Source organism: Streptomyces flavochromogenes (assembly GCF_000717595.1).
GTDB lineage: Bacteria > Actinomycetota > Actinomycetes > Streptomycetales > Streptomycetaceae > Streptomyces > Streptomyces flavochromogenes.
Genome location: NZ_JNZO01000025.1, coordinates 137,328 through 153,066, shown reverse-complemented (window position 1 = coordinate 153,066; position 15,739 = coordinate 137,328). Strand labels below are relative to the sequence as shown.

The 15,739-nt window shown below is 71.8% G+C and carries 19 protein-coding genes and 1 pseudogene; 9 read left to right on the top strand and 11 right to left on the bottom strand.

The features are described from left to right. Positions 1-190: 190 nt before the first annotated feature. Positions 191-607 carry a VOC family protein gene (locus IF00_RS0128850; RefSeq protein ID WP_030323015.1) on the top strand — a complete coding sequence of 139 codons (417 nt, stop codon included), beginning with the start codon at positions 191-193 and terminating at the stop codon, positions 605-607. 36 nt (positions 608-643) lie between these two features. On the opposite strand, the gene IF00_RS0128845 is transcribed toward IF00_RS0128850, so the two are convergent. Together IF00_RS0128845 and IF00_RS0128840 are read right to left on the bottom strand one after the other, a co-directional pair. Then, positions 644-982, bottom strand: a complete 339-nt coding sequence (locus IF00_RS0128845) for a hypothetical protein (protein WP_030323013.1) — start codon at positions 980-982, stop codon at positions 644-646. Continuing rightward, a complete protein-coding gene (locus IF00_RS0128840) occupies positions 979-1,482 on the bottom strand; it encodes a DUF6232 family protein (protein WP_245234665.1) in 504 nt (167 codons plus the stop codon). The genes IF00_RS0128845 and IF00_RS0128840 overlap by 4 nt, the downstream gene beginning before the upstream one ends. 407 nt (positions 1,483-1,889) lie before the next feature. Between IF00_RS0128840 and IF00_RS47705 the strand changes: the two genes are divergently transcribed. Beyond that, the gene (locus IF00_RS47705; RefSeq protein WP_280922629.1) at positions 1,890-2,021 is read left to right on the top strand and encodes a hypothetical protein; all 132 of its coding nucleotides are present in this window, start codon (positions 1,890-1,892) and stop codon (positions 2,019-2,021) included. 63 nt (positions 2,022-2,084) lie between these two features. Beyond that, positions 2,085-4,109: an elongation factor G gene (gene fusA / locus IF00_RS0128830; RefSeq protein WP_030323008.1), complete on the top strand. Its 2,025-nt coding sequence runs from the start codon at positions 2,085-2,087 to the stop codon at positions 4,107-4,109. A 46-nt stretch (positions 4,110-4,155) separates the two neighbouring features. On the opposite strand, the gene IF00_RS0128825 is transcribed toward fusA, so the two are convergent. Further along, positions 4,156-4,671, bottom strand: a complete 516-nt coding sequence (locus IF00_RS0128825; RefSeq protein ID WP_051820657.1) for a DUF3592 domain-containing protein — start codon at positions 4,669-4,671, stop codon at positions 4,156-4,158. A 33-nt stretch (positions 4,672-4,704) separates the two neighbouring features. After that, positions 4,705-5,142 carry an ATP-binding protein gene (locus tag IF00_RS0128820; protein WP_030323005.1) on the bottom strand — a complete coding sequence of 146 codons (438 nt, stop codon included), beginning with the start codon at positions 5,140-5,142 and terminating at the stop codon, positions 4,705-4,707. Positions 5,143-5,296: 154 nt separating this feature from the next. Between IF00_RS0128820 and IF00_RS0128815 the strand changes: the two genes are divergently transcribed. The 3 genes from IF00_RS0128815 (at position 5,297) to IF00_RS0128805 (ending at position 7,195) form a co-directional block, all read left to right on the top strand. Then, positions 5,297-6,151, top strand: coding sequence for a helix-turn-helix domain-containing protein (locus IF00_RS0128815; RefSeq protein WP_030323003.1), 855 nt, complete (start codon positions 5,297-5,299; stop codon positions 6,149-6,151). Then, a complete protein-coding gene (locus tag IF00_RS0128810) occupies positions 6,148-6,327 on the top strand; it encodes a DUF397 domain-containing protein (RefSeq protein WP_030323001.1) in 180 nt (59 codons plus the stop codon). Before IF00_RS0128815 ends, IF00_RS0128810 begins: the two co-directional genes overlap by 4 nt. Positions 6,328-6,409: 82 nt before the next feature. Then, the gene (locus IF00_RS0128805) at positions 6,410-7,195 is read left to right on the top strand and encodes an SDR family NAD(P)-dependent oxidoreductase (protein WP_030322999.1); all 786 of its coding nucleotides are present in this window, start codon (positions 6,410-6,412) and stop codon (positions 7,193-7,195) included. Positions 7,196-7,971: 776 nt separating this feature from the next. Here the strand turns inward: IF00_RS0128805 and IF00_RS48085 are convergent. From IF00_RS48085 to IF00_RS0128770, 7 genes and pseudogenes are all read right to left on the bottom strand, one after another. Then, a pseudogene (locus IF00_RS48085) lies at positions 7,972-8,304 on the bottom strand (SUKH-3 domain-containing protein); the annotation flags it as partial. 16 nt (positions 8,305-8,320) lie between these two features. Beyond that, positions 8,321-8,515: a hypothetical protein gene (locus tag IF00_RS0128795; protein ID WP_030322997.1), complete on the bottom strand. Its 195-nt coding sequence runs from the start codon at positions 8,513-8,515 to the stop codon at positions 8,321-8,323. 36 nt (positions 8,516-8,551) lie between these two features. After that, a complete protein-coding gene (locus tag IF00_RS0128790) occupies positions 8,552-9,025 on the bottom strand; it encodes an SUKH-3 domain-containing protein (protein WP_030322996.1) in 474 nt (157 codons plus the stop codon). A 134-nt stretch (positions 9,026-9,159) separates the two neighbouring features. After that, positions 9,160-9,567 carry a peptide-methionine (R)-S-oxide reductase MsrB gene (gene msrB, locus IF00_RS0128785; RefSeq protein ID WP_030322995.1) on the bottom strand — a complete coding sequence of 136 codons (408 nt, stop codon included), beginning with the start codon at positions 9,565-9,567 and terminating at the stop codon, positions 9,160-9,162. Between the two features lie 16 nt (positions 9,568-9,583). After that, complete coding sequence (gene murC, locus IF00_RS0128780; RefSeq protein WP_030322993.1) at positions 9,584-10,975, bottom strand: UDP-N-acetylmuramate--L-alanine ligase; 1,392 nt, start codon at positions 10,973-10,975, stop codon at positions 9,584-9,586. A 209-nt stretch (positions 10,976-11,184) separates the two neighbouring features. After that, a complete protein-coding gene (locus IF00_RS0128775) occupies positions 11,185-11,667 on the bottom strand; it encodes a hypothetical protein (protein WP_030322992.1) in 483 nt (160 codons plus the stop codon). Between the two features lie 106 nt (positions 11,668-11,773). Beyond that, the gene (locus tag IF00_RS0128770) at positions 11,774-12,559 is read right to left on the bottom strand and encodes a pyrimidine reductase family protein (protein WP_030322990.1); all 786 of its coding nucleotides are present in this window, start codon (positions 12,557-12,559) and stop codon (positions 11,774-11,776) included. Between the two features lie 36 nt (positions 12,560-12,595). Here IF00_RS0128770 and zapE point away from each other — a divergent pair, with 36 nt between their 5' ends. The 3 genes from zapE (at position 12,596) to IF00_RS0128755 (ending at position 15,650) form a co-directional block, all read left to right on the top strand. After that, the gene (gene zapE, locus IF00_RS0128765; RefSeq protein WP_030322989.1) at positions 12,596-13,681 is read left to right on the top strand and encodes a cell division protein ZapE; all 1,086 of its coding nucleotides are present in this window, start codon (positions 12,596-12,598) and stop codon (positions 13,679-13,681) included. A gap of 34 nt (positions 13,682-13,715) precedes the next feature. Next, positions 13,716-14,147, top strand: a complete 432-nt coding sequence (locus tag IF00_RS0128760) for an OsmC family protein (protein ID WP_030322984.1) — start codon at positions 13,716-13,718, stop codon at positions 14,145-14,147. A gap of 129 nt (positions 14,148-14,276) precedes the next feature. Beyond that, entirely contained in the window at positions 14,277-15,650 is a 1,374-nt protein-coding gene (locus IF00_RS0128755; RefSeq protein ID WP_030322983.1) for an alkaline phosphatase PhoX, read from the top strand. Positions 15,651-15,739 lie beyond the last annotated feature (89 nt).

Here is a 15,739-nt window from a genome sequence, read left to right as displayed (position 1 = left end):
GCACCGGCCGCGGGCGCGGCCCAGCGTGCGCCCGGAGCCGTGGGCTCCCGCTCCCCGTCCCCCGCCCCGACCCTCGCCCCGGCCCTCTCCGGACCCTCGTTCGGACCCTCCCATGGGCAAGGGTCGTGCCCGGGTCGACACGGGTTGACGCGGGTAGATTCCTGCCGCTTCCGCGTATTACGTTGGGGTAATGCCGTCCATCGCACTTGTGACCCTTGTCGTCCGTGACTACGACGAGGCCATCGCCTTCTACACCGACTCCCTCGGCTTCGACCTCGTCGAGGACACCGACCGGGGTGACGGCAGCCGCTGGGTCGTCGTCCGCCCGCGCGGTGCGGCCGGGGTCGGCGGCCTCGGGAACGCGGGCCTGCTCCTGGCGCGCGCCAAGAACGACGCCGAGGCCGCCTCCGTCGGCAACCAGACGGGGGGCCGGGTCGGCTTCTTCCTCCACACCGAGGACTTCGCCCGCGACCACGCGCGGATGACCGAGGCGGGCGTCACGTTCCTTGAGGAGCCGCGGCACGAGCCCTATGGCTCGGTCGCCGTCTTCGAGGACCTGTACGGGAACCGCTGGGACCTCCTCCAGCCGGCGGACCTGGCCGCGTAGGACCTGGGGCAGGCCGGAGGAGCGACCCGCGCAGGTCTAGCCCAGCAGCGCGATCAGTTGTCCCACCGCGTCCACGACGGGCTGGCCCACCGTGCCGACGGCGGCGGCGATCTGGGCGACCGACGCCAGGACGAGGCCGCGCTGCCGCAGGGCGGCGCGGTCGGGGGTGAGTTCGGGCAGTGCCTCGTCGACGGCCTGTTCCTGTTCCGGGGTGAGGTGGGGCCGCAGGATCTCAAGGCGGCGGGTGAGCTCTTCGACGGCGGCGCGGAGCCGGTCGTCCGGGGCGCCGCCGACGGTTCCGTAGTTGATGCCGACGTTGCCCTGGCCGTCGTTCATGTTGACCACGGGCCCGTAGTTGTTCGTCGTGTCGCTCACAGGTTGATCCCCCTGTTGTTCCGGCCGCCGTTCATGTTGACGACGGGGCCGTAGTTGTTCGTGTTGTTGTACTGCTGCACGACCGCGGTGAACTCGGCTTCCGGGTTGTCGATCGCGTGCGCGATCCGTCCGGCGATGTCCAGCAGTTCGTTCACGGTCGGCAGGGTCACGAGCACCGTGGAGCCGCCGGCCGTCTCCACGGTCAGCACCGGCGTCGGCGACTGGAACAGCTCCTTGAGGAGGAACAGGAACAGGGCGATCCCGACGATGAGGAGAACGGGGTTGCCCTCGACCTCGCCGTCGCTCGCGTAGCTGATCGCGGCATAGATCAGGGCGGCGACGAGGAGCCACCTCAGGAACCGGACGAAGACCGTGCCGCGGTCGGGCTTGAGCATGAAGGCCTCGACGCGGGTGATGTTGTGCAGTGGGAGGGCCGCGGACCCCACCCACAGGATCCGGCGGCTGACCTTGAGGACCAGGGTGCCGTCCCGGCGCGGCACCGGCGGCACGGGCGATGGCGGCGGCGCCGAGGACGCCCATGGCCGCTCGGGCGACGGCGGCGGCACCGAAGACGCCCGCGGCGGCTCGGACGGCGGCTCAGGCGGCGGCGGTGGTCCTGCGGGTCCCGTGGCGTCCATGCGTTCCCCCGTTGTCCGGTAGGTCACTTCCACCCCGCGCGCGCGGGACCACCATTAAGCGCTTGCCGAGGGTCACGAGGCAGGGGAGAAACAGCCAACTCTCCCTTCTGGCCGGTACTTTGCCGCGTGTTCCCTCCTGCGCCGGTGCAGGCACCGCCGACGGGCCGTCCGCCAAAACCGCTGTCGCCCGGCCCGTCTCCCTCCCTACACTCACGTCTCACGACGCATCGACCGGTGTGCCGTGAGACGTCCACCGAGGGGAGAAGACCGTGCGCAGCCACCGTGCCGTCGCCGTGTCCCCCTCCCGTGCCCGGTACGACGTGATCCTCGCCTCTCCCTCCGGCCGGTGGCGGCTGCGCGCCCGCCATCGCCGACCCGTGACGCTCCCGCCGTCCCTCTGACGGTCCGCGTACGGGAATCGCGCTGCCCTGTCTTCATCCAGCAGCAGCGAAAGGCACGACACCGTGCGTACCCACCTCGTCGACCGCGTCCGCAACCTCGGCATCCTCGCCCACGTCGACGCCGGCAAGACCACCGTCACCGAGCGGTTCCTGTACCTCACCGGCGCCACCCACAAGCGCGGCGAGGTCCACGACGGCACCACCGTCACCGACTTCGACCCGCAGGAGCGCGACCGCGGCATCACGATCTTCGCCGCGGCCGTCAGCTGCGACTGGGCCGGACACCGGATCAACCTCATCGACACCCCGGGGCACGTCGACTTCTCCGACGAGGTCGAGCGCTCGCTGCGCGTTCTCGACGGCGCCGTCGCCGTCTTCGACGCCGTCGCGGGCGTCGAGCCGCAGAGCGAGACGGTGTGGCGGCAGGCGGACCGGCACGGCGTGCCGCGCATCGCGTTCGTCAACAAGCTGGACCGCGCGGGCGCGGAGCTCGACAGCGCCGTGGAGTCGATCCGGACCCGTCTCGGTACCGTGCCGCTGCCGGTCCAGCTCCCCATCGGGCGCGAGGACGGCTTCACCGGCGTCGTGGACCTGGTCGGCATGCGGGCGTACGTGTGGGCCGACGGCGCCGACACGTACGCCGACCAGCCGGTCCCCGACGACCTCCAGGACGAGGCCCGTCACCGCAGGCGACACCTGGAGGAGACCGTGGCGGAGCTCCATCCGGGTGCCCTGGAGGAGTTCTGCGCCGAGGGCGCGCTCTCGGCGCAGACCCTCAGGGGCGCGCTCCGCGACCTCACCCTCACCGGCGAGGCCGTGGTCGTGCTCTGCGGTTCGGCGTACCGCAACCGGGGTGTCGAGCCGCTGCTCGACGCCGTCGTCGCGTACCTCCCGGCGCCGTCGGACATGCCTCCGGTACGCGGGGAGGTGCCGGCGGACCCGGAGGCGCCGTTCACCGCGCTCGCGTTCAAGGTGAGCGCGACGGCCACCGGCCGGATGACCTATGTCCGCGTGTACGCGGGAACGATCGGAAAGGGGGACACCGTGCTCGACGCCGTCAGCGGCCGCACCGAGCGGATCGCCCGCATCCTGCGGGTCCAGGCCGATCGTGCGACCGAGGTCGACGTGGCGCGCGCCGGGGACATCGTCGCTGTCGTGGGCCCGAAGGGCGCCCGCGCCGGGGCGACCCTGTGCGCCCAGGACGCTCCGATCGTCCTCGAACCGCCGACGACCGCCGACCCGGTGGTCTCGGTCGCGGTCGAGGCCCGCCGGAGTACGGACACCGGCCGCCTTGCGACGGCCCTCGCCCGGCTCTCCGAGGAGGACCCGTCGCTCGTCGTGCGGTCCGACCCGGAGACGGGCCAGACCGTCCTGTCGGGTCTGGGCGAACTGCACCTGGAGGTCGCGGTGGAGAAGCTGCGGCGCGACCGGGGCCTGGAGGTCACGGTCGGCCGCCCGCAGGTCGCGTACCGGGAGACGGTGGCGAAGGGCGTCACCGGGCTGCTCCACCGTCATGTCAAACAGGACGGCGGAGCCGGCCAGTTCGCCCATGTGGTCATCGACGTCGAACCGCTCGCGGACACCGAGGAGGCGGAGTTCGCGTTCACGTCGACCGTCACCGGCGGACGGGTCCCGCAGGAGTACGTCCGCGCGGTCGAGGCCGGTTGTCGGGACGCGCTGGTCGAGGGTCCCCTCGGCGGCCACCCGGTGACGGGTGTCCGGGTCACGCTCACGGACGGCGCCACGCACCCGAAGGACTCCTCGGAGATGGCGTTCCGCACGGCGGGCCGCTTCGCGCTGCGCGAGGCGCTCCGCGCGAGCGTGATGACGCTCCTGGAGCCGGTGACCGACGTGACGGTCACCGTCCCCGCGGAGTCCGTCGGCTCGGTCCTCGGCGACCTCGCGGCCCGCCGCGGCCGCGTGACGGACCAGACGACCCGCTCCGCCACGGCGGTGGTGGAGGCGACGGTGCCGCTGGCCGAGCTCTTCGGCTACGCGTCCCGCCTGCGCGGCCGCACGCAGGGCCGTGGCACCTTCACGACCCGCCCGGCGGGGTACGCCCCCGCGCCCCGGGGCCAGGCCGGCTGAGTGAAGGGTGTCCGGTCCGTGGTGACCCCACGGACCGGACACCCGCTCACACTCCGCTCTCCATCGCTCCGGTCCCAGGAACCGGAGTGTGGCCGTCCTCCGCGCGCCGTCGCCTCAGGTGGACCGTCGACCAGACGAGCATCACCAGGAAGAGCACCGCACCGGCACCGAACACGGCGGTGCCCACCGCCGGCCCACCGCCACCGACATCATCCTGAGAGGCGACCACCTGTGGATCGTCCTCCCGGTACCGGACGGTCAGACGTTCACCGACCACGTTCTTCCCGTGGCTGCTCCCCACCGGAAGGTTCGCCACCACGGTCCTGCCCTCGGCCTCGAACCTGACCTTGCATCCCCCCAGGAAGCATCCCGAGCCGGCGGCCACCAGCGTCGCGTCGGCCTGTCGGCCGTCCTGGAGGGAGCGCAGGTGCTGGGCCGCCGGACGCATCACGAGGCCCGACAGCGCCGCAAGCAGCAGTGTGAGCACCAGCGCGAACACGACCGCCGTACGTGGTCCCAGGACTCCCTTGCCCGCGTTCGTCTCGACGTCCAAGTCGCCCATCTCCTCTGTTCGTTCCGCCCCGATCAAGGTACGTCAGGAGCCCAGGTCGAGTTCGGCCCGTACGGTCTTCCCGACCGGGACGCGGTCGAGCACCGACCAGCGAGAGGCCAGCGCGTCGACGAGGAGCAGGCCGCGGCCGCCCTCGTCGAGGGGCCCCGGAGCGGCGGATGCCGGGCGGCGCTCGCCCCGGGTGTCGGAGACGTCGACCCGCAGTCGCAGTCCGGGCGCGTACGTGAGCACCAGCTCGAAGTCCCGCCCGGGGACCCGCCCGTGGGTGACGGCGTTGGCGGCGAGTTCGGCGACCAGGATCCCTGCCGTGTCGGAGACCTCGGAACCGTAGGGGAGGTTCCAGCGGTCGAGCTGGTGGAGCGCGAGACGACGGGCGAGGCGCGCGCCGCGCGGGGTCGCGCTGAAGCGCTGGGTGAACACACGTACGGTGACGGCGGCTTGGCGGATCACGGATGAGGTCATGGGGCCAATGTGGCGCCGCGGAAGGCGGGTTGCCAGGTCAGAAACCCGTACGCTCCGACAGCGTACGGGTTCACACTCTGGACGGTACCGGTAACTACCCGTGAGCATGGATGCGTTCAACGCGAGCGCATGGGTGCGGGAGGTGGCCGGGGTGATGGATGAGGTTCCGGGCGAAGAGGCGGACGCGGGTCCGGGCGGAGGCGAACCGGAGGCGTCGGACAGCCTGAAGGCCTTCGGGGAGGTGGTCAAGGCCTTCCGCAAGCGGGCGGGCCTCACACAGGAGCGCTTCGCGCCGATGGTGGGGTACTCGGTGCCGACGGTCGCCTCCATCGAACAGGGCCGCCGTCTGCCGCCGGTCGCCTTCGTGGACCGGGCGGAGGAGGTGCTCGACGCGTTCGGGGCGATCAGGGGCGCGGCGAAGCACGTGGCGCGGAAGCCGGGGCTTGCGAAGTGGTTCCGGCAGTGGGCGAAGCTGGAGCTGCAGGCGGCGACGCTCTACACGTACGAGAACCGGTTGGTGCCGGGGCTGCTGCAGACGCCGGCGTACGCGAAGACGCTGTTCGAGAAGCAGATCCCGGCATTGGGGGACGACGAGATCGAATCGAAGCTCGTCGCCCGTGTCGACCGCAAGAAGCTGCTCACCGACCGCCCTCACACGATCTACAGCTTCATCGTGGAGGAGCATGTGCTGCGCCGTCAGGTGGGTGGCCCAGAAATCATGCACGAGCAGATTGCACACATCCTCGACATCAGCACACGGCGCAACATCGACCTCCAGATCATGCCTCAGACAAGAGGGCACCACGCAGGTCTCGACGGTCCGGTACAGCTCCTGGAGACCGCGGAAAACAAGTGGTACGCCTACTGCGAGGGCCAGCGCGCCGCCCACCTCATCCCCGACCCCAAAGAGGTCAGCATCCTCCAGAAGCGGTATGCCAGGATGCGGGCACAGGCTCTGTCCTTCGAGGAGTCCGTGAGTCTGTTGCGGGAGATGCGAGGAGCGCCATGAGCACCACAGACCTGGCCTGGTTCAAGAGCAGCTACAGCAGTGGCGGTGATGGCGACTGCGTCGAGGTCGCCACCCGCCCCTCCACCGTCCATGTCCGCGACTCCAAGCGCCCCGACGGTCCCCAGCTCGCGCTGGCCCCCGCCGCCTGGACGGAGTTCCTCGCCCGCCTGGCCTGAGAATGCCTGTGCCAGGATGCGTGTACCGGCCCTCCACCGCAGAGGGAGCGGCCGGTGCCGTACGAAGCGAGGAGCGACATCCATGAGCACCACCCCCGGCGGCTACCTCTCCGGCCTCTTCTCCCTCGAAGGCCGCACCGCTCTCGTCACAGGCGGCAGCTCCGGCATCGGCCGTGCCATCGCCGGGGCCCTGGCCCGTGCCGGGGCGCGTGTGGTCGTGGTGGCGCGCAAGGAGGCGGATCTGGTCGTGACCGTCGACGAGCTGACGGCCGACGGCTGCCGGGCGGCATGGGTGAGCGCCGACCTGGGCACGCGCGCGGGGATCAAGGCCGGGGCCGAGGAGGCGGCGGCCGTGTTCGGCGAGCCCGACATCCTCGTCAACTCCGCCGGTATCAATCTCCGTCCCCCGCTGAACGACCTCTCCGACGAGGTCTGGGACACCACCATGACGGTGAACCTTGAGGCCCCCTTCCTCCTCGGCCGGCGTTTCGGGCCCGGCATGGCCGAGCGCGGCTTCGGCCGGATCATCCACATCACCTCCCAGCAGGCGCACCGCGCGTTCGTGCAGAGCGGCGCGTACGGGGTGTCCAAGGGCGCCCTGGAGTCCCTTGCCCGTTCGCAGGCGGAGGCCTGGTCCCCGTACGGCGTCACGGCCAACACGCTGGTCCCGGGCTTCGTGATGACCCGGCTCAACGCGCGGCTCTCCTCCGACCCGGAGAAGGTGGCCGCGCTGGCGGCGCGCACGATGGTCGGCCGCAACGGTCTCGCCGAGGACTTCGCGGGCGCGGCCGTGTTCCTGGCGAGCGCCTCCTCCGCGTACGTCACGGGCCAGTCCCTCTTCGTGGACGGCGGCTTCTCCGTCCACTGAGCGGTGCCCGGGGACCAGGGCGGCCTTCGGCCGGACTTCCCGCCGCCACGACGCCGATCCCGCAGGCTCGTCGCCCGCGGGTGCACCCCTCGGGCGCTGGACGCGCCCGTGCCGTGCGGGACGAACACGGCGACGAGTGCGGCCCGTACGGCCGCGTCGAGGTCGGCGGGACAGCCGGGCATCGGGGAGCGCCGCCGGGAGCACGGAGCCGCACCGGCGCGATCCCGGTGGCGAGGGCCCAGAGACCGTCGTGGGCCGTCTCGCCGAGGAGCCAGGGCCCGCCGGGGCCGAGCATGAGGAGCCGGCCGTGTGCGTCGACCGCGAGCGGCGCGTCCGTGTCCTTACGGCCGAGGGGAAGCGCCGTACGCCGAGGGAGTCGGAGAGCCGGTTCAGGGGGCGGAACGTCGAGGCGGACCTCGCGGGGGTCGACGACGCTGCCGATCGCGCGACCTGCACCGCCGCCGACGGCGCGGTGGAGGATCGCGATGGCCGGCCGGTCGGGGATCGCCGAGCACGAACGGCGGACGTCGGCCGCGGTGTCGGGCTCGGGGCCGTCCGTGCGGGCGGATCCTGCGGGCGACGAGCGCGGCGCCCGCGACGTGCGGTGCGGGCTCGTCCAGCGTGACCGTCCGGCCGTCGCCCCGCTGCCTGTCGAGGCCGGAGAGCTCGTCGGAGACGAGGGCCGACTTGGCGCAGGAGCCGAGGAAGGGCTCGCGCAGGGCGGGCGGGAGCGCGTCGAAGCACTCCTGGACGGCGGGGTGGAGGTGCGGCTCGCGTCACCGGTGAGGTGGGTGTGGCCGACGATCGTGCCGTCGAGGAGCAGCGACGCGGCCGCGCCGGGGATCGGGTCGGACATAGAAGTCCTCCGCGTCCCGCATGGGCCGGCGGAAGAGACCGATCATGGCCGCGTGCTTACCGGTGCCCATGGAGGAGTCGCCGGTGTGGTGCATACAGAGGAATCGACTTCGCTCGTCCATCACGAACACTTCCCCCTCGCAGGAGTCCCAGCCGACCGGGAAGACCCGCGCGCTCAGCCCACGGCTCAGCTCCGCCATGTCCTCGAAGAGATGGCCCCGGTCGGGGACGGGCGTGAAGTGGATGCGCTCGTCACGCCGAAGTCGTGCGTCACCCGGAGCCCGCGTGCTCGGTCAGGAACTCGGTCGCGGCGGCGAGCGGTTCCATCGGAAACCCGCGGTGCCTGCTCTCCTCGACGACCTCCGCCACGAACGCCGAAGCCTGCCGGGCGGCGTGGCGACCGGAGGACCAGCCGTACGCGGCGAACCAGGCGTCGACATCCGCGGGGGCACGGAGGCGGGGCACAGGGAACTCCTGACCCGCCGCCGTACCGGGGGCCGGTCAGACGTAGAGATCCTCCGCGTCCCGCATGGGGCTGTGGAAGAGGGAGATCATGGCCTCGTGCTTGTCGGCGCCCATGTAGTAGTTGCCGGTGTGGTGCATGAAGAAGAGCCGGCCCTGCTCGTCGATGACCATCACCTCGCCCTCCGAGGAGTCCCACCCCACCGGGAAGAGCCTCACGCCGAGGTGGCGGCTCAGCTCCGCGATGTCCTCGGGTGTGCTGCGCCAGACGATGACCGGCGTGAGGTGCAGGTAGTCCTCGCGCCGCGCGTCGAGGGTCAGGCGAAGCCCCGCGTGCTCGGCGAGGAAATCCGTGGCGGCGGCGAACGGCTCCATCGGAAACCCGTACTTCCGGCTGTCCTCGACGATCTCCGCCACGATCGCGGGGACCAGGTCAGCGACGTTGCGGCCCGGGAACCAGCCGTACTCGGCGAACCAGGCGTCGACGTCCGCGGGGGCGTTGAGGTGGGGCACAGGAGCCTCCTGAGCGGTGTGGGCGTTGCCTTCGATCCTGGCGCGTGCCTGATCGTAGACGTCCGGGTTCCCCGCCCGGACAGCACGACGGCGGCAAGGGAAGGATCCCTTGCCGCCGTCGGCTTCTCGGCAGGTCAGCCCTCGCCGGGCTCCAGCCGCAGCGAGATCGAGTTGATGCAGTACCGCTGGTCCGTCGGGGTCGGGTAGCCCTCGCCCTCGAAGACATGACCGAGGTGCGAGCCGCAGCGGGAGCAGCGGACCTCGGTGCGGACCATGCCGTGGGAGCGGTCCTCGATCAGCTCGACGGCGGAGCTGTCCTTCGGGTCGAAGAAGGACGGCCAGCCGCAGTGCGACTCGAACTTCTCGTTCGAGGTGAACAGCTCCGCGCCACAGGCCCGGCAGGAGTACACGCCCTTGGTGGTGGTGTCCGTGTACTCACCGCGGAACGCGGGCTCGGTGCCCGCCTGGCGCAGCACCTGGTACTCCGCCGGGGTCAGCTCCGCACGCCACTGCTCGTCCGGCTTCTCGACGTCGTACGCCATGAGCTCGCTCCCTCTGCTACTTCGACAGGTGGTCCAGGATCAGCGGGCCGAGGTCCGTCACGTCGCCCGCGCCCATGGTGAGAACGAGATCGCCGGGCCCGGCCATTCCCGCCACGACCTGCGGCACCGTCGCCTTGTCGTGGACGGGCGTCACGTCGGCGCCCGCCTGCCGGGCGGCGGCGATGATCAGCTCGCTGGTGATGCCCGGGATCGGGTCCTCGCGGGCCGGGTAGATGTCGAGCACGACCGACGCGTCGGCGAGGGCCAGCGCGTCGCCCATCTCCTTGCCCAGCTCCTGGGTGCGGGAGAAGAGGTGAGGCTGGAAGACGACCAGGAGGCGGGAGGCCCCGGCGGCGCCGCGCATGGCCTCCAGGTCGGCGGTCATCTCGGTGGGGTGGTGCGCGTACGAGTCGATGACCTGGACGCCCTTCGCCTCGCCCTTGAGCTGGAGGCGGCGGCCGACGCCGGTGTAGGCGGTGAGGGCCTGGGCGAGCTCGGCCGGGTCGATGCCGACGCGGGCGCCGGCGGCGAGGGCCGCGGCGGCGTTGTGGGCGTAGTGGCGGCCGGGCACGGAGACGGTGAAGGTGTGCTCGACGCCGTCGAGGGCGACCGTCACCTCGCTCTTCATCCCGTTCGGGACGATCTTCAGGATGCGGGCGTCGGAGTCCTCGGTCTCACCGACGGTGACGATGTTCAGACCGTCGCGGTCCGCGACCCGGCGGGCCAGCTCGCGGGCTCCCGCGTGCTCGCCGACGACCAGGGTGCCGCCGGGGCGGATCTTGGCCGTGAAGGCCTCGAAGGACTCGTAGATCTCGTCCATGGAGGCGTAGTTCGCGTGGTGGTCCAGCTCGACGTTGAGGACGATCGCGACCTCGGGGTCGTACTTCTGGAAGCTGCGGTCGCTCTCGTCTGCCTCGGCGACGAAGACCTCGCCGTCGCCGTGCAGCGCGTTGGTGCCGGGACCCGCGAGGTCGCCGCCGATGGCGTACGAGGGGTCGAGACCGAGCTCGGTGAGCGCGACGGCCAGCATGGAGGTGGTCGTCGTCTTGCCGTGCGTACCGGCGACGGCGATCGCGCGCAGGCCGTCCATGAGGGAGGCGAGCGCGTCGGAGCGGTGGACGACGGGGATGCCGAGCTCGGCGGCGCGGGCCAGCTCGGGGTTGTCGGCGCGGATGGCGCTGGAGACGACGACGGCGGAGGCGTCGTCGGCGAGGTGCTCGGCGGCGTGCCCGATGTGCACGGTGGCGCCGAGGGCGCGCAGCGACTGGGCGGTCGCGGACTCCTTGGCGTCACTGCCGGCGACCTTGGCGCCGCGCTGGGCGAGGATCTTCGCGATGCCCGACATTCCGGCACCGCCGATGCCGATGAAGTGCGGCCGTTCCATGGCGGCAGGGATGGCGGGTGCCATGCGGATCTCTCCCCGGGGTGCGTCGTGCGTGGAAGACCCCAGCCTAGTGGCTCCGGCCGGGTGGGCCCGGCGGGAGCGGCGGGGCCCGGTGTGTGGCGTGCGGGCCGTGCGGGGCCCGTGACCGCGCCCCCTGCACGGGGCGCGGTCACGGGCGGCCGTACGGCTGCCCGGCTCGTCGGTCACTCGGTGACGCGGTTGCCCGCCGGTTTCTACTCGCCGGCTTCCTCGCTGTGGGCGAAGAGCTTGAGGACGGGGACCCCTACCTTGTGGCGGGCCCGGGAGGCCCAGTCACGGTGGAAGAACTCCTCCACGTAGTGCGGGGCGGTCAGCACGATCACCTCGTCCGCCTCCGACTCCTCGACCACCGCCTTCATCCTGCTGAGCGGGTGGTCCTCGACGACCTGGCCGACCGCTTGGCAGCCGGCGCCTCGCAGCGCCCGGAGCGAGTGCTCCAGGGCCAGCTCGGCGGGGCCCCTGGCCTCCTTGCCCTCCGGTTCGTCGCCCTCGCGGGCGGCTTCCTTCAGTTCGCCCATGGCCACGTCGTCGATGGCACGCAGCAGTACATCGGCCTGGTCACCACGCGGCTGCATCAGAACGATGAAGGACACGCCCTCGTCGCCGTGCAGGGTGGTGACGAATTCCACGTCGACGGACGTCAGGGGCTTCTCGATCATCAGAACGCTTGTGAACACCTCAGGAGCCCTTCTGCGGAAACCATCCTTCCCCGTGCCCGCACGGGGTCTGCGACAGTAAGTGTGCCCAGCGGACGGTAAGCGGAACGACAAATTCCGCCGATTGTCAGATCCGACCGTAGCGGGTGAAGAGGAAGCCGTCCTGCTCCAGCAGCGAAGCCACGGCGAAGCGTGTCGGGACGGCCACCGGAGGACCCCCGGCGATCCGCTGGGCGCCGCCCGCCGTCATCGTCGGCGAGACCGTCAGGCACAGCTCGTCGAGGACCTCGGCGGCCACGAACTGGCCGAGCAGCCGGGGCCCGCCCTCGGTCAGCTGCCGCCGGAGCCCGCGCTCCGCGAGCACCGCCTTCGCGCGGACCGGCTCCACCCCGGCACCGTCGCCCGCCGCCAGCACCTCGGCGCCCGCCTCCCGCGCGTCCCGCACCCGCTCGGCGGGCGCGGCGGCCCCCGTGAGGATCAGGGTCGGCACCAGCGGCTCGGTGAAGAGCGGCAGCGAGAAGTCCAGGTCCAGCGAGGCGCTGACCACGGCGATCACCGGGGCCGGCCCCTGTCCGGCGGCGGCGCGGCGGGCCGCGAAGGCCTCACGCGCGCGGGCCGGGCGGTAGCCCTCCAGGCGTACCGTTTCCGCACCGACGACGACCACGTCGGCGAGAGCCCGCAGGGTGCCGAAGATCCGCATGTCGGTCTCGGAGGAGAGCGGCTGGGAGCGACCGTCGTGCTGCCCCGCCCCGTCGAGCGAGGAGACCATGTTGGCCCGCAGCCAGGCACCCTCTCCCCCGGAGAGCTCCGGGTACGCGTAGGCGTCGGCGAGCTCGTCGAGCGACCACTCCCGGTCGGCTCCCGCATCGGTCTCGTGGGCTGTCATGTCCGTCACAGGGAACAGGCGTCGCATCCTTCGAGTCTGACATGGCGCTTACAGTGGGGAACTGTGTCGACCCGTGCCCTCTCAGAAGCCGCATCCACCTCAGCGGCCCCGCTCTCGCTCTGCTCCCGAGAGCCCCACGTCCCCGCCGACCGACTCGTCGCGGAGATGGTGCCGCCGCCGCGCTTCGACTCCGTACGGTTCGACACGTACCTCCCGGACCCGAACCAGCCCAGCCAGACGGACGCCGTCAAGGCGCTGAGCTCCTTCGCCGAGGGCCTGGGCGGAGCGCACGCCTCCGGCGCCGGCCGGCGCCGCTGGTTCGCCCGGAAGCCGGCCGCCCCCACCGGGCCGCGCGGGGTCTACCTGGACGGCGGGTACGGCGTCGGCAAGACCCACCTGCTCGCCTCGCTCTGGCACGCGACCCCCGCCGAGCCCGCGCTGAAGGCGTTCGGCACCTTCGTCGAGCTGACCAACCTGGTCGGCGCGCTCGGCTTCCAGCAGACCGTGAAGACCCTCAGCGGGCACCGCCTCCTCTGCATCGACGAGTTCGAGCTCGACGACCCGGGCGACACCGTCCTCGTCTCCAGCCTGCTCGGCAAGCTGGTCGAATCGGGTGTGGCGCTCGCCGCCACCTCCAACACGCTCCCCGGCAAGCTCGGCGAGGGCCGCTTCGCCGCCGCCGACTTCCTCCGCGAGATCCAGGGCCTCTCGGCCCACTTCATGCCGCTGCGGATCGACGGCGAGGACTACCGCCACCGCGGTCTGCCCGAGGCTCCGTCCCCGTACTCCGACCAGGTCGTCACGGCGACCGCGTACGCCACGCCGGGCGCCTCCCTCGACGACTTCCCGCACCTGCTCGAACACCTGGCCAGGGTTCACCCGAGCCGGTACGGCGCGCTCACGGACGACCTCACCGCGGTCTGCCTCACCGACGTCCAGCCCGTCCCGGACCAGTCGACGGCCCTCCGGCTCGTCGTCCTGGCCGACCGGCTGTACGACCGCGAGATACCCGTCCTCGCCTCCGGACTGCCCTTCGACCGGCTGTTCAGCGACGAGATGCTGAACGGCGGATACCGCAAGAAGTACTTCCGGGCGATCTCCCGGCTCACCGCGCTCGCCCGCGACGCCAAGGGGCTGGTCGCGCAGTAGGTTGGTGGCCGTACCCGATCGAAAGGGATCCACCATGGCCACCGTGCGTCACGCCCACACCGTCTGGCAGGGCGACCTCCTCAAGGGTTCCGGTGTCGTCACCCTCGACTCCTCCGGTCTCGGCTCGTACGACGTCTCCTGGCCGGCCCGCACCGAGGAGCCGAACGGGAAGACCAGCCCCGAGGAGCTCATCGCCGCCGCGCACTCCTCCTGTTTCTCGATGGCCTTCTCCAACATCCTGGCCAAGGCCGACGCTCCGCCGGCCCGCCTGGAGACCAAGGCCGACGTCACCTTCCAGCCCGGCCAGGGCATCACCGGCATCCACCTCACCGTGCGCGGCGAGGTCCCCGGCATGGACGCGGACCAGTTCCAGTCGCTCGCCGAGGACGCGAAGAAGAACTGCCCGGTCAGCCAGGCGCTCACGGGCACGACGATCACCCTCACCGCCGAGCTCGCCGGTTCCTGACTCGCGGTCAGAACACGCGCCACATGAGGCAGTTGTGGCCCGCATGGTTCACGTGTCACCACAGTGCGTGGTACACACATGCGGGTCACGCGTCACACATGCCTGTCCGCCAACAGGAGTTGTTGCCTCATGTCCGCGACTCGACGTCAGATCCTTTCCCGCACCGGCGCCACCGCCGCCGGGATCGCCTTCACCGGCGCCCTCTCCGAACTCTTCGCCGGCAGCGCGAGCGCCGCGCCCGGCGGCCACACGGGACGGGCCGGCTACGGCCCCCTGATCCCCGACCCCGAAGGTCTGCTCGACCTCCCGGCCGGCTTCCGCTACAAGGTCCTCTCCCGGCAGGGCGACCCGCTCCGCTCCGGCGAGGGCCTCGTCCCCAGCAACCCCGACGGCATGAGCGCCTTCGCCGGCCGTCGCGGCCGCGTGCACCTCGTCCGCAACCACGAGAACCGGGTCACCGGCAAGATCGGCGTCCCGACCGTCCCCGGCCTGACCTACGACCCGGCCGGCAAGGGCGGCTGTACGGCCCTGGAACTCGACGGCCGGAACAACGTCCTCGGCGAACGCGTCGCCATCGCCGGTACCGCCGTCAACTGCGCGGGCGGGCCCACCCCCTGGCGCACCTGGCTGACCTGCGAGGAGACCGAGGACAAGGCCGGGACGAACGGCTACACCAAGGACCACGGCTTCATCTTCGAGGTCGACGGAGCCGACCCGCACCGCACCGGCGCCGTCCCGCTCACCGCCATGGGCCGCTTCCAGCACGAGGCCATCGCGATCGACCCGACGAGCGGCATCGTCTACGAGACGGAGGACGCCTTCGAGCGCCCCTTCGGGCTCTTCTACCGCTTCCTCCCCCACCGGCCGCTCGGCGGCACGGGGTCACTGCGCGCGGGCGGCGCCCTGGAGGCCATGCGGGTACCGGGCGTTTCCGACCTCTCGGTGATCCAGGAGGCCGGCACCCGCTTCGAGGGGATCGAGTGGGTCCCCGTACCGGACCCACAGGCAGCGGAAACCCCCATCAGGCTCCAGGACTTCGGCCCCCGGGGCATCACGCACGCCCAGAAGCTGGAGGGCTGCTACTGGGGCGGCCGGGCCGTGTACTTCGTGTCCTCCTTCGCACGCGTGAAGGACGGCTCGGGCGCGACGCACTTCGGCCAGGTCTGGAAGTACGAGCCGCACCGGCGCCGGCTCACCCTCGTCGTCGTCTTCGGCCCGGACACCGACATCCGGCTCCCCGGCGAGTCACCGGACAACATCTGCCTGGCGCCGAGCGGGGGCCTGATGGTCTGCGAGGACGGCGAGGGGGCGCAGCACGTCTTCGGGGTGAGCGAGCGCGGCGAGGTGTACGCGCTCGCCCGGGGCGCGCAGAACATCGGCACGCCCGAGGCACCGGAGTGGGGCGAGTTCGCGGGCGTCACCTTCTCGCCGGACCGGGGAACCATGTACGTCAACTGCTACACGCCGGGGACGACCTTCGCGGTGACGGGCCCGTGGTGCTGAGCTGAGGGCGGTGCCCGGTCGCGCGCACTCGCGGGCGGCCGGGTTCCGTCGCACGATCGGGGGAGGACGGACGCGCGGCGCGGCGGAAG